Below are 13,467 nucleotides of genomic sequence, written 5' to 3'. Positions count from 1 at the left end.
GTGGAAATCCTTTTGAATAATTTTGATTTTTTGCCTGAGTTGCGGGCTGCTGTGGCGCTGGGCTTCAGGCCTCAGCAACACCGTGAGCACAGATTAATGAGCTGCTTGAAAGTGAAAAAGCGGCTATAAAGCGTTTAACTGTCCACCAGAGAGTGACAATGAACCCGTTCGAAGACATGCGTATTTTTTGCCAGGTCATGGACTCCGGCAGCTTCACCTCAGCGGCCGATCAATTGGGCCTGTCCAAGCAGTTCGTCAGCCGGCGCTTGATGCAATTGGAGGAACGTCTTGGCGTGCGCCTGTTGAACCGCTCGACCCGGCGTCTGGACGTCACGCCGCTGGGGCAGAGTTATTACGAATCGGCGTTGCGCCTGTTAGGCGAAGTCGAACAGGTCGAGCAGGGCATCGCCGGGCAAACCGCGGAGCCACGCGGGACGATTCGCCTGAGCGCGCCGCTGTCGTTTGCCGTGGCGCATCTGGGGTGTCTGCTGCCGCTGTTCTTGCAGCGTTATCGCGAGGTCACGGTGGAAGTGGATTTGAGCGATCGCCCGGTGGATTTGCTCGGGGAGGGCTACGATCTGGCGCTGCGCATTGGCGTGCTCGAAGACTCGACGCTGATTGCCCGGCGCATCGCGTCGATCGAACGGGTGTACTGCGCCAGCCCGGCGTACCTCGCCGAGCGCGGCACGCCACTCAAGCCTGAAGATCTGCATAGCCATGATTGCTTGCCGTATGGGCACGGTCGCTCGGTGCAATGGCGTTTCAATGCCGGGCAGGGCAAGCCGTTGTTGGTCAATGTCACCGGGCGCATGCGCGTTAACAACGGCGAGTTGCTCAGGGATGCGGCGGTGCAGGGGATGGGGATTACCTATTTGCCGACGTTCATCGTTGGCGCGGCGTTGAGAGATGGCCGGTTGGTGCCGGTGCTGGATGATTTGCGGCCGGAGCCGCTGACGTTGTCGGCGGTGTATCCGCAACATCGTCAGGCTTCAAGGCCGGTGCAGGCGTTGGTCGAGTTTTTGCGCGAGCGTCTGGATGGCGGTCTGGATCTGTTAACAAGGAAGTGATGGCATTTTGATTTATCTTCGCTAGTATGCCCAGCATTCGAGGACAATCGCAGCACAGGGATGTCGCATGATTATCAAAAGGTTGCTGGCCTGGCTTGGGTTTTCTGAGCCAGCGTCCTGCGTAGCAGAGGCTGATGAGCCCCTGTCCGCGACACTACCGCACAGTCCGCCGGACTATTTCAGCCTGGATTGGGCCCAACGCAAGCAACAGTTACTCACCAGTATTGATGATTCTTTCCTGGGCGGCTTCGCTGCGGCCAACAGTGCAGAAGTTGCGCGGATTGCGCTTGCCGACGGCAAAAACGCTCATGTGCATGTGATCTTCAATCTGGGTGCCGATGCACTTGCTCAATACATGCGCACCGATAACTACCAAAATGCCTACGAACGTCCGGTAGTGGGTTCGAAGGTGCTTGAACCTTCGAAAAAGCGCCGCACAGTCGATGAGATGCTCGGGCTCAAACCTGCAGAAAACTTTTATTTCTGTGCCGCTTCCATCGCCGGAACCGGTATCCGCTTCTATGGCGATTTTTGTGTTGCACTCAAATCACCGGCAGACAAGGCATCAGTCACGCAGGGCCTGGATCGCAATTCCTACGACCTGGTAGTCCCTCCACTGGATGCGCTGATGGGTTGCAAGAGCCGAGTCGACAGTTTGAAGTTCCGGTTTCGTGAGCCCGAGTTCGCCGATATGTTGGCGATAAAGGTTTTGCAGCACCAAGCCATGCGACCGCGACGGCTGACCATAGGCAACATCGGCGACGCTGTATTGAGCGATGAAGACTACGTCGAGTTATTCCATAAGGGCAAAATTCGTCGGGACACAATTCTGGAGGTTCGCTCGCACCCCGAAGATGACATGACCGAAACGGTGATCGAGTCACGCCAATTTCGCGAAGGCGGTAGCACCCCCGCGCAAATCCTCTGGTTGCAGCAGCGGCAAATCGCACGTCAGGAAATGCATGAAAAAGGCATTGTTCATCGAGTTGTCAGAGGCAGCGGGAGGGGCTACCGGTGGAGTTGAAATGGTTCATCGATAGTTGGTCGCCGACTGAAGGCATTGCATTTGTTTCACAACGAGAACCTTGCGAAGACCCGTGGGCTCTGGAGCAAACGCAAACCTTCCTGTTGCGTGCTCCCGATTTTGTGATCAGCCCTGTTGATCGAAGCATTGCCTTCGGTGCAACACTCAGAAATTTCCAGGAGCGTTTCGGGCTGGTTGAATCCAGGCAGGAGTATGAGTTTGCTTCCCTTGAGTATCTGACCACGTTTGTTCGCAGGATCTATCTGGGAGGTGGGCCGGGTTCGGGAGGAGAGGGCGGTGGCTCTCCTGTTGATGGCAATCCAGACGCTGGCGGTGATAACGGTAATGAGCGCCTTGGTGAATCTTACGGGGCGTTACTGGATTTGCCTGAAGCTGAGCGATTGAACGGTGTCAGGGCGCAACTGGACAAGTCTGTTTTCGAAGACGCTGTGCAAATCCTGGAGCAAATCCAATGGGACTCCAGACGCGGCCGCCGTCATTTATTCTCAGATCGAACGCCACGGAGAATCGCCTGGCTATCACACCAGTATGTTCGTCCCAACGGGGTGCCGAAAAAAGTTGGAAGTCTCAACGATGCGATGTTTTTCTTCGCTGCTGATCGGACGTTAGCGGCGCGGGTACCGTTGACCGATGTGATGCCTTTGTTGCTGGCCACTGCGATCTACTTCTCGACCCCGCCTGACTATTACTTTAATGGCTGGCGTTACCACAATAATTTCGAGTGGTGGGAGTGGAAAGCTTCCACCACTTATGCCCCTTACATCGTCGACTGGCTGCCTTTCGATCAACTTCCGCCCGAGCTTGAAGTGATATTGGAAACGTGGAACGCACTTGACTACGACGAACAACGTACAAGCTCGAACTAAGGATATAGCTCATGGCGATTCGAATTCTTTTTGGTAAAAAAGCCGAGGAGTACAAGGAAGGCGAGTGTAAGAAAACGACAGATAGTGCGAGTCCGGCTGATGGTGATCTGAACAAGTCCATCAATGTCCTGATGCCGGTACTGGCGATTGGCGTGTTGGCAGCAATCTGGCTGGGTTGGTCTGCAAATGCTGTTGCCGGCGTTTTGCTTTGGGTGGTTGCGTGTCTGGCAACCGGGGCAACATTAGGGTTTCTTTTCGGTATACCCAAGTCTGCTGTCCCCGTTGTCTCTGCACCTCATTCCGGCTCGGAAGGAACTGTTCACGAAAACACCAGCGGTGGCAGGCCAAACACCAATCTGGAGGAAGTGTCTGACTGGCTGACAAAGATAATTGTTGGTCTCAGTCTGGTTCATCTCAAGGACATTAATGCGTATGTCGCCAAGATCAGCCAGACCATTGCTGCGTCCTTGGGCAATCAACCGGTACCCACGCCAGGCCATGTGTCGGTGGCAATGGCTATGGTGATTGGTTTCCTCGTGCTCGGTTTTCTATTTGGGTACCTGTATACCCGATTGTTTTTACAGGGTGCCTTCCAGCGTTCAGATTCCAACATGCATGCAGCATTCAAAACCCTGTCTATGCGCGTTTTGTCGAGCACTGGTGAAACCAATGAGACGCATCTGGGTGAACCGGTTGTGCCGACTGAGGAAGATCGAAAGTCCGCGCAGCATGTCCTGCAGGTAGCGCCCGCAGATGATCCAGAGGTCGCTCTGGCGCCCCTGCGCAGCCTCGCAGCCGAGTATGAGCAATTGCGGCGGGATACTCCCTATGGCAACTTGCGAACCAGAAAGATGGCAGAAATTGCCAAGAAGATGACGTTTTTCGGTTTGTTGGCGACTCGGTATCTTCCGGTATTGACGCAGAGTCCGTCACCCGGTGAACGACTTGCTGCCATTATTGCGTTGCAAATGCGCTTTGATCCGACCTATATCGATTGGCTGGCTGAGCGGCTGGTGGTTGAGCCCGCGTTCCCGGGCTATCAGGCAGCCAGCGCTTTTCTCGCACGCCTGCCGGTCGTTGGCCGAGAGGAGGCCGAGAAAATCCAGTCTGCGGTGAGGGGGGCAGTGCAGCGGCGTATCGAACGCGGTATCGCTGCCGAAAAAAGTCTGGATGAGCTGTGCGAAAGAATTCTGTCGTTCGGTCAGTAGGGCCTAAATCCTTTTACTCCTCACACTCCAGAAGGCCGGATGATCATCTCTTCCGGCCTTTTTGAACAACAATACTCAATTGGCGCGTTTGTCATCGCCAGGCTCACCGCCGACATGCACACCGCGATTGTCTCCCGGTTCACCTGCAGCATGCAGGCCATGGTCATCCCCGACTTCACCTGCATGATGTACTCCGTGATCATCCCCGGGTTCGGTATGGGCGCCGTTGCGACCGGAGGAGGCGGTGTTGCCTGAGTGTCCGGTGCCGTGGTCGCTGCCGCTGTGGCCGCTGTTTCCACCGCCGCCGTGACTGCCACCGCCACCACTTCCGCCCCCGCCGGTGCCACCTCCATTTCCGCCATGGCTACCGCCGCCCCCGCCACCATTTGCTCCGCCGCCACCACCGCTCCCCCCATCCTTGGCATAAGCACTGGACACGCCCGACAGGCTGTCGGGAATCAATACGGTGGACGCCGACAGAACTGCGCCGATGGCCATTGCGAGCACGAGCTTTTTAATGTGCATATCGTTCTCCGTCTTTGTGGTTTTGTTGGGAACGTAAAAGTGTGTTGTTGCAGGGATCGGACCCGTTCCCGGAGTCAGTGAATACTCGAAGCCAGTTCGAAAATCGGGATGTACATCAGGATCACGATGACCCCGATCAGCAGGCCGATAAACGTCATCAGCAGCGGCTCGAACAGCTTCACGAACCACTCCAGCCAGCGGCTGATTTCCTCGTCGTAGAAGTCGGCACTGCGTTCCATCATCTGCCCGAGATTGCCGGACTGTTCACCGGCGCGCAGCAGGCGCAGAGACACCGGTGTCACCAGATGATTGAGCTCCAGCGCGGTCGACAGCGACTGTCCCTCGCGCACCCGTTCGCAGGCCTGATCCAGCCGCGTCCGTGAGGCCACGGTGAGCAAGCCGCGCACCATGCTCATGGCGGTCACCAGCGGAATCCCGCCTTGCAGCAGAATCCCCAGCGAACGATAAAACCGTGCCAGCTCATACATGAAAATCCGCTGATGTACGGCCGGCAGTTTTTCCACCAGCCGATCCAGACCACGGCGAAACGCCGGTTGCTTTTGCAGCACGGCGAGGGCGATGACAATCCCTGCCAGCCCAGCGAAGAGTTCAGCCTGATGCGCATGTAAAAACATGCCACTGCTCATCAACACCTGCGACAGCCACGGCAGGTTATTGCCCAGCCCTTCAAACACCAGACTGAAACGCGGCACCACATAACCCATCAAGAACAGCACCACGCCACCGCCGACCAGCAGCAACAGCAGCGGGTAGATCGAGGCGCTGATGATCTTCTGTCGCACCTCGTCCATGCGCTGCCGATAGCTGACGTAGCGACCGAGCGCATCGCCGACCGCGCCGGTCTTCTCGCTGGACTGCACCAGCGCCACGTACAGCGGCGGGAATACCGCCGACAACTGGCCTAATGCCTGCGAGAAGGATTTGCCCTCATAAAGCAGGCGCACCAGCTCACTCAAGGTTTTCCGGGCAGCGGGGGCGGTTTCTTTTTCGGCGAGGCTTTCCAGCGCATCGATCAACGGCAGGCCGGCATTCAGCAGGGTGGTCAGTTCCTGACTGAACAACACCAGATTGAACGTCTCGCGCTGGCGCAGTTTCAGCGAGCGCCAATGCTTGTCGGCGTGCGAGCTGAGCACACGTAAACCCTGATCCTCGGCGATTCGCCGTGCCTCGCTGTCGCCCGGCGCTTCGACGCTCAAGGACACCACGCCCGTCTTGCCGACCGCTTTCAAATGAAATCGCATGGGCCGCGCTCCGCTTACTGCCAGTTGGTCACTTCAGCGTTTTCACCTTCGCCGCCGGGCTGGCCGTCCTTGCCCATCGACAGCAAGTCGTACTCGCTGTTTTCGCCGGGATAGCGGTAGGCGTAGTTACGCCCCCACGGGTCCTGCGGGAGCTTTTTCTGCAAGTACGGGCCGGTCCATTTCGCCTCGTCGCTCGGCGCGGTGACCAATGCCTGCAGGCCCTGCTCGGTGGACGGGTAGTGACCGACTTCCAGCCGATAGATATCCAGCGCTTTGCTCAGCCCTTCGATCTGCGCCTTGGCCACTTTCACTTCCGAGCGACCGAGTTGGGCGAAGTATTTTGGCGCGACGATCCCGGCCAACAGGCCGAGCACCACCAGCACCACGAGCAATTCGAGCAGGGTAAAACCGCGTTGGCCACGCGGACGAAATTGCAGCTTCATGATGACCTCCCGTGAGTGGCAGCCGTGTCGCGAAGAGGGCTTATGCAATTGCCATGCTCAGCCCCCACTGAAAACCCGCTTGTGCGCTGAAACCCTTGAAATACGGGCCTTTCAAGAATCGGCACAGTGCTTGCGTATGGCTCAAACGTGATCGGCCATTGGGGCATTTCCCCCAATTTATCGGGGTCGATCCGGGGAGGCCCGACATGAAAATTATCGCCAGCGGATTGCTCGGTTGTGTGCTGCTCAGCGGCGTTGCGCAGGCCGATGTGTTCATTTCGGTGGACGCCAAGGGCAGCTATGTACTGTCCAACGTTCACCGGCCCGGACGCACTTACGAACGGGTGATCCACGAGGCTGAAATGCCTGTGGCCAGCCTCGATCAACAGCCGCAAATGATCGCCAACCAGCCCTACGCGGAACTGGTCTCAGCGGCAGCCAAGGTCAATCAATTACCCGAGGCGTTGCTGCATGCAGTGATTAACGCCGAGTCGCATTACAACCCCGGCGCGACATCGGCCAAAGGCGCCGGCGGGCTGATGCAGTTGATGCCCGACACCGCACGGGAGCTGGGCGTCACTGACGTCTACGACCCCAAGGCCAACATCCAGGGTGGGGCCAGATACCTCAAGCGCCTGATGACCCTGTTCGACAACGACATTGCTCTCGCCGTGGCGGCCTACAACGCCGGGCCAGACGCGGTGCTCAGCCGTGGCCGGGTGATTCCGCCGTTCGCCGAAACCCAGCGTTATGTACCGAATGTGTTGCGTCAGTACCGGCGTTTGCAGGGCCTGGCGATGGACGCGCCGTTGTGACCCCCAACCCGGTTTTCCCCACTTTCGGGGTAAACCGTGGAGGCCCGAAAAGTGGGGAAAACGGGTGGGGAATATCCCCCGGATTCTCAAGTGGCCGCAGTAACTGATTGAACGCTAATGCAATTTTTTGTGGCACGCGGATTGCTCCGAGGCATTTGTCGAGAAGTGTTCCCAAGAGCACCCACTACGAGGTTACTGATCATGGCTGGCTTTCCTCACGCTCCGTCCCTGATTAACTGGTTGCTGATTCTGGTCTCGATGCTCAGCGTCGAGCTGGCCGGCGCAGCCGTACGTTGCGAGCGCAACCTGGTGGCCAACGTCGTCGCCTTCGATCAACCGCTGATGTTCAACCGCCTCGGCGCGCAGAACATCAACGGCATGATGTTCGCCCTGCGTCGCGACGTGGTGGATGAGCATGAGCAGTCGCTGGCTTACGGCGGCGCCGCAGTGCCAGGCAAAGTTTCGCTGCGCCCGGACAAGCGTCCACGGCCGCTGGTGCTGCGTGTGGCTGCCGGCGATTGCCTGACGATCAATCTGCAGAACCTGCTCGACTATCAGGCCAACCCGAACAAGCACTTTGAAAACGAGGGCGAAGAGGAGGGGGCCGAGAACACCAACGGCGCCGAAGCCTTCAAAGTCGATGAGCAGGTGGCGGATCGTCACGTCGGTTTTCAGGTCAACGGCCTGCAAGCGGTGAACAGCATCGATGACATTTCCTCGTTCACGGGGCGGAACGCCAATACGCTGGTGCCACCGGGCGCCAGTCGTTCTTACACCTTGTACGCCGAACGTGAAGGCGCGTTTGCCGTGAGCAGCCGTGGCGCAACGTTTGGCGGCGAGGGCGCGGCCGGCAACGTTGCCAACGGTCTGTTCGGCCAGGTCGTCGTGCTGCCCAAGGGCGGTCGCACCTATCGCAATACCCTCACCGAAGAAGAAATGCGTCTGGCCACGACTGGCCGCGCACCCACCGGCCAACCGATCGTTGATTACCAGGCGCGTTACCCACAACGCGAACCGTGGTTGCGCGAAGGCAAGGCTGGTACGCCGATCATCGGCATGGTCGACGGCAATGAAATCATTTCCAGCGAGAGCGATGCGATTGTCATGGGCAGCAACGCCGACGGCAGTTTCCCATCCAGCACTTATCCGCTGGAGTCGGTGGGCAAACGCAACCCGGCAATCCCCAACCGCCTCGAAGCGTTCCGCGATTTCGCCTCGCAATTCCAGGATGAAACCGCTGCCACTCAAGCGTTCCCGGCGTATTGGACCGACCCGGTGATGGCCCATGTGCTGGAGCCGACCCGCGACTCGTTCATGATTAACTATGGCTCCGGCGGCATGGGGGCCGAAGTGGTCGCCAACCGCTTGGGCGTGGGGCCGATGCACGACTGCCTGTCGTGCGCCTATGAAGAATTCTTCCTCAGCTCGCACACGGTTGGTGATGTGGCAATGCTGGTGGATGTGCCGGCCAACACCGGGCTTGAGAACATCGCCCCCGGCCAGATACCGCGCGCCGATCAGATCGGCGTGAAAGCCACCATGGCGCTGTATCCGTCGGAGCCGTCGAACGTCAACCACAGCTACATCGGTGACTTCGTCAAATTCCGCAATACCCACAATGGCCACGAGCAGCACATCTTCCACCTGCACGGCCATCAGTGGTTGTTCAACCCCAACGACGACAACTCCGATTACGTCGACGCCCAGGGCATCGGGCCGGGCGCCGGTTATACCTATGAAATCGCCAACGGTGGTTCGGGCAACCGCAACCGCGTTGCCGGTGATGCGATCTATCACTGCCATTTCTATCCGCACTTCGCCCAGGGCATGTGGGCCATGTGGCGGGTGCACGATGTGTTCGAAGAAGGCACCCGACTCGATGTTTCGCAGCAGGGCGCCGATGGCTATCACAGCGAACCGTTTGCCTTACGCAGCGGCAAACCGGCGGCGGGTGCACGGGCCTTGCCCGATGGCGAAATCGTCGCCGGTACGCCAATTCCGGCCATCGTGCCGCTTCCGGGCAAAGCCATGGCGCCAATGCCGGGCAAAGTCGTGGTGGTGCCGAAAATCGGTGAAACCCTGATCGCCGGCAATGATGACGACGATGACGAAGAAGAGGGCGATGATGACGGCGAGCACCATGGCGGCAACGCCGGCGGTCAAGCCATCGGCTCGCTGGCGCTGGTCGATCGCAGCGAAGCCAACCGCAATGCCGACGGCAGTCTGAAAAACCCTGGCTACCCATTCTGGATCGGCGGCATGGAAAGTTCGGTCGGCCAGCGCCCGCCAACTCCGCCACTGGACATGCTCGACGCCGCCACCGCGCAAGCGCTCAAGGCCAGCGGCAAAGCGCTGTGGGCCAACCTTGACCCGGCGCAGTCCGGCGGTTGGGATGGCGGCTTGCAACGGCACGCACTCGACGGCGTCGCGGCCGGTGGCGAGGCGCACACCGTCACCACTTCGCTGGACTTCTCCAAGGAAGTCACTCGCGCCAAACCAATTTATCTGCCGGAAGAAGGCACCGAAGTCGAACAGGCCGCGATGGCTTTCCACGCGAAAAAAGACCATCCAAGCTATGCCTTGCTGCCCGGCAATCAAGTGGTGGCCAAGGCGTTCCGCACCAACGGCGCCTTGCCAATGGCCGGCGCGCCGTACTACGAACCGTGCATGGACGATCGGCAAAAACGCCTGACCAGCAGCGCTGGCAGCGGTGAGTTCGCCAGCGGTGAACGCATCGACGGCATGTCCTTTGTCGGCGCCTCGAGCTTCACCGCCGACCGCCCACGCATCTACAAAGCCGCCAACATCCAGTTCGACGCGGTGTACAACAAAGTCGGTTATCACTTTCCGCAAGCGCGCATTCTCGCGCTGTGGGAAGACGCCTGGCCGGTGATTACCAAGCAACGTCCGCCAGAGCCGCTGGTGATGCGCATGAACACCTTCGATTGCGTGCAATACCAGCAAACCAACCTGGTGCCGGCCACCTATGAGATGGACGACTATCAGGTGCGTACGCCAACCGACGTGATCGGCCAGCACATCCACTTGCCGAAATGGGATCTGACCTCGGCGGACGGCTCGTCCAACGGCTGGAACTACGAGGACGGCGTGCTCTCGCCCGGCGCCGTGCAGGAACGCATTCACGCGATCCGCGAGTTCAATCAATGCGCCGGTACTGACCCGCGCGACGGCACCCAGGCCTGCCCGAAAGCCAAGAACCATCCGTTCTTCGGCCAGTACGGCCGCGCCGATTGGCTCGGTGCGCGCACGGCGATGCAGCGCTGGTTCGTCGATCCGGTGGTCAATGCCAAAGGCGTCGATCGCGGCCTCGGCACGATCTTCACCCACGACCACTTAGGCCCATCGACGCACCAACAGATTGGTCTGTACGCGACTGTGCTTGCTGAGCCGGCCGGTTCGACCTGGTTCCACGCCGAAACCGGCGAGCCTCTCTATAGCGGCGCGCGTCAGGACGGCGGGCCGACCTCGTGGCAAGCGGTGATCAACACCGGTGACCTTGATGGCGACGGCAAGAACGACAGCTTCCGCGAGTTCTTCCTCGAATACAGCGACTTCCAGCACGCCTATGAAGCTGGCGTCTATGTGGGAGCGGGTCCTAACGGTGTGCCGAATGCGCAGGCGTTCCCGGCCACCGCCGACAGCTTCCGCTACGCGATCAACCCGCCGGTGCGCAACAACGCCAGCAACTTGCTTGAAGGCGTACTGGAAGTGCAGGGCGGTCAGGTCCCTGGCTGCCCGAGCCGGCCATGTCCGCAGGCGATTTCGGTGGATGATCCTGGGATGTTCGTCGTCAACTATCGCAACGAGCCACTGGCGCTGCGCGTGTACGACCCGAACAAGGTCGGTCCGGATGGCAAGCGCGGCATGCAGGCTGATGGCCTCGGTGGCGATCTGTCGTTCGCCATGCAAAGCCGCACCGACCGGGCGATCCCGGCGATGAACCTGGCGCCGAATCTGCTCACCTCAGCGACCGGCCCAACCGGCGGCACTACGCTGTTTCCGCCGCACATCAACAAGGGCGGCGCCGAACCGGGTGACCCGTTCACGCCGATGCTGCGCACCTATACTGGCGACAATGTGCGGCTGCGGGTGCATGCCGGCGGCCATGAAGAAGAGCACAACGTCACCCTGCACGGTGTGAAGTGGCTGCAGAGCGGTTCCGGCTTCGGTAACAGCTCCAACTCCGGCTGGCGCGCGTCGCAGATGATCGGCATCTCCGAGCAGATGGGCTTCATTGCGCCGGTGTCGATGCTCTCCAGTTCGGCGGCGACCACGGGCGATTATCTGTACTCGATGGACGCTTCGATCGAAGGCTACTGGAGCGGTATCTGGGGCGTGATGCGCAACTACACCGCCAAACGCGCCGACCTGTTCGCCATCCCGAACAACCCGAGCCCGGCGGGCATGCGCAACACCGTAGCGTTCGAGGGCAGTTGCCCGCGCTATGGCGCCAACCCTAACGGCATTGGCACCCGGCCCACTGTGCAGCGCAACTATGAAGTGGTCGCGGCGCTGGCCAATGACATCCTCGGCAATACGCTGGGCCTGACCATCGGCGATCCCGAAGGGCTCGGCCAGCATGTCGGCGGGCCGCTGAATCCGGCGGGTGGCACCTTGGTGCTGAACTCGCGCACGGTGAGCATTCCACAAGTCACAGTGACCGACCCGGAGGATGGCGAAACCATCACCATCGGCGGGCAGAGCGGGCCGTTGCATGACCCGACCGCGATTCTGTATGTGCGTAAATCCGATCTCGATCCGGTCAGTGGCAAGCTCAAACCCGGAATCCCGGTCGAACCGCTGGTGTTGCGTGCAGCCGCAGGGGATTGCATCAATATCACTCTGGAAAACCGTCTGCCGAGCGTGATGCCTGACCTGACCCAGACGGCGGTGATGCAAGGCATGGTCAAGCGTGATCGCAACAGCGGTCTGGGTTCGACCACCTTCAGTAACAACCTGATGCGGCCGTCCAGCCACGTCGGCCTGCACGCGCAATTGCTGGCCTACGACATCACCAAATCCGACGGTGCCAACGTCGGCGCCAACCCGATCCAGACCGTGCCACCGCGTGTTGGCAACAGCGGCGCGTACCCGACCCGTACCTATCAGTACTACGCCGGGCATCTGGAGCGTGAAGGCAAACCGGTGACTCAACTGGGCCGCAGCGTCGACAACATCAACGCCACGGCGGTGGAGTTCGGCGGCTTGAACATCACCCCGGCGGACGTGATCAAGCAGCCGCAAAAAGGCCTCGGTGGGGCGATGAGCATTCTGCCGATCGGCGCGACCTGGGTTGATGATGCACGCAAGGTCAACGCCACGGTTACGGCGCCTGGGCAAACCAGCTACCGCGATTTTGCGATGGTCTGGCACAAGGCGTTGAACACCCGTTGGGCCAATGGCCGGCCAGTGGAAGGGATTGCCGCTGAGGGCTTCGGCGTGCCGACTGATCCGCAGGACAACTCGAGCATGGCGATCAACTACAAGACCGAACCGCTGTGGTATCGCTTCGGCCTCGCCCCGGACGCACCGTTTGGTCATGCCGACGGCGCGGGTTACGGCGACATGGTCAACGCGCACATGGCTTACAGCAATGCGCTGGTCGGCGGTGATCCGCAGACGCCTGTGCTCTACGCCAAACCGGGGCAACCGTTCCGCACGCATATTCTGATGCCGAGCGGTGGCAGTCGTGGCACCACGTTCCAACTCGACGGGCACGTCTGGTCGGTGAACCCGTTCCAGGCCGAGAAGAGTGATGTCGGTGGCTATCCGATGGGCTCGCCGGGCGTAGGCTCGGTGCGCTTCGGCTACAACCCGATGTCGATGTACATCGGCGCCCACGAAAGCATCCTGCCGGCTGCGCACTTCAGCTTCATGATTCCGAGCGCTGGCGGCAGCAATGCGATCCCGGGGGATTACCTGTTCCGCGACTACGCCGCCTACGGCAACACCTCCGGTTTATGGGGACTGCTGCGCGTGACCAACGAACCGGAGCCGGCGCCGCCAAGCCAGTAGGCACAACGAAGAGCCTTGTAGGAGTGAGCCTGCTCGCGATTGGGGCAACTCGGTTTCGGATGGTGAGGCGGATGACGCCATCGCAAGCAGGCGAAGGCCTACAGGGGCCGGTGGTGGGCAGTGAGGATGCGGTAGGAATGCAAATCCCTTGTGGGAGCGAGCCTGCTCGCGAATGGGAGCAACTCGGTTTGTGAGGGTGA

General features: G+C 59.9%; 9 protein-coding genes. 6 read left to right on the top strand and 3 right to left on the bottom strand.

Annotated features, from left to right (window positions below; all coding sequences use genetic code 11):
* The first annotated feature begins 158 nt into the window (after positions 1-158).
* From ACOYXE_RS12170 to ACOYXE_RS12155, 4 genes are all read left to right on the top strand, one after another.
* Positions 159-1,067, top strand: coding sequence for a LysR family transcriptional regulator (locus tag ACOYXE_RS12170; protein WP_460929416.1), 909 nt, complete (start codon positions 159-161; stop codon positions 1,065-1,067).
* Between the two features lie 67 nt (positions 1,068-1,134).
* Positions 1,135-2,091 (top strand): hypothetical protein, encoded by a 957-nt coding sequence (locus ACOYXE_RS12165; protein ID WP_460929414.1) that lies wholly within the window; start codon positions 1,135-1,137, stop codon positions 2,089-2,091.
* A complete protein-coding gene (locus ACOYXE_RS12160) occupies positions 2,082-2,978 on the top strand; it encodes a hypothetical protein (RefSeq protein WP_460929412.1) in 897 nt (298 codons plus the stop codon). Before ACOYXE_RS12165 ends, ACOYXE_RS12160 begins: the two co-directional genes overlap by 10 nt.
* An 11-nt stretch (positions 2,979-2,989) precedes the next feature.
* Entirely contained in the window at positions 2,990-4,186 is a 1,197-nt protein-coding gene (locus ACOYXE_RS12155) for a hypothetical protein (RefSeq protein WP_460929410.1), read from the top strand.
* Between the two features lie 75 nt (positions 4,187-4,261).
* On the opposite strand, the gene ACOYXE_RS12150 is transcribed toward ACOYXE_RS12155, so the two are convergent.
* The 3 genes from ACOYXE_RS12150 to gspG all read right to left on the bottom strand — a co-directional run bounded on the left by ACOYXE_RS12150 (position 4,262) and on the right by gspG (position 6,416).
* Entirely contained in the window at positions 4,262-4,711 is a 450-nt protein-coding gene (locus ACOYXE_RS12150; RefSeq protein WP_460929408.1) for a hypothetical protein, read from the bottom strand.
* Positions 4,712-4,785: 74 nt separating this feature from the next.
* Positions 4,786-5,973, bottom strand: a complete 1,188-nt coding sequence (locus ACOYXE_RS12145) for a type II secretion system F family protein (RefSeq protein ID WP_460929406.1) — start codon at positions 5,971-5,973, stop codon at positions 4,786-4,788.
* A 14-nt stretch (positions 5,974-5,987) separates the two neighbouring features.
* The gene (gspG, locus tag ACOYXE_RS12140) at positions 5,988-6,416 is read right to left on the bottom strand and encodes a type II secretion system major pseudopilin GspG (protein WP_007913548.1); all 429 of its coding nucleotides are present in this window, start codon (positions 6,414-6,416) and stop codon (positions 5,988-5,990) included.
* Between the two features lie 206 nt (positions 6,417-6,622).
* On the opposite strand from gspG, the gene ACOYXE_RS12135 reads away from it, so the two are divergent.
* Both ACOYXE_RS12135 and mnxG read left to right on the top strand, forming a co-directional pair.
* The gene (locus ACOYXE_RS12135) at positions 6,623-7,231 is read left to right on the top strand and encodes a lytic transglycosylase domain-containing protein (protein ID WP_460929404.1); all 609 of its coding nucleotides are present in this window, start codon (positions 6,623-6,625) and stop codon (positions 7,229-7,231) included.
* Positions 7,232-7,432: 201 nt separating this feature from the next.
* Complete coding sequence (gene mnxG / locus ACOYXE_RS12130) at positions 7,433-13,267, top strand: manganese-oxidizing multicopper oxidase MnxG (protein WP_460929402.1); 5,835 nt, start codon at positions 7,433-7,435, stop codon at positions 13,265-13,267.
* Positions 13,268-13,467: the final 200 nt, after the last annotated feature.

The organism is Pseudomonas sp. MC6, assembly GCF_054790575.1.
Note: the sequence above shows the minus strand (reverse complement) of the source record. Positions and strands in the feature narration are given on the sequence as shown.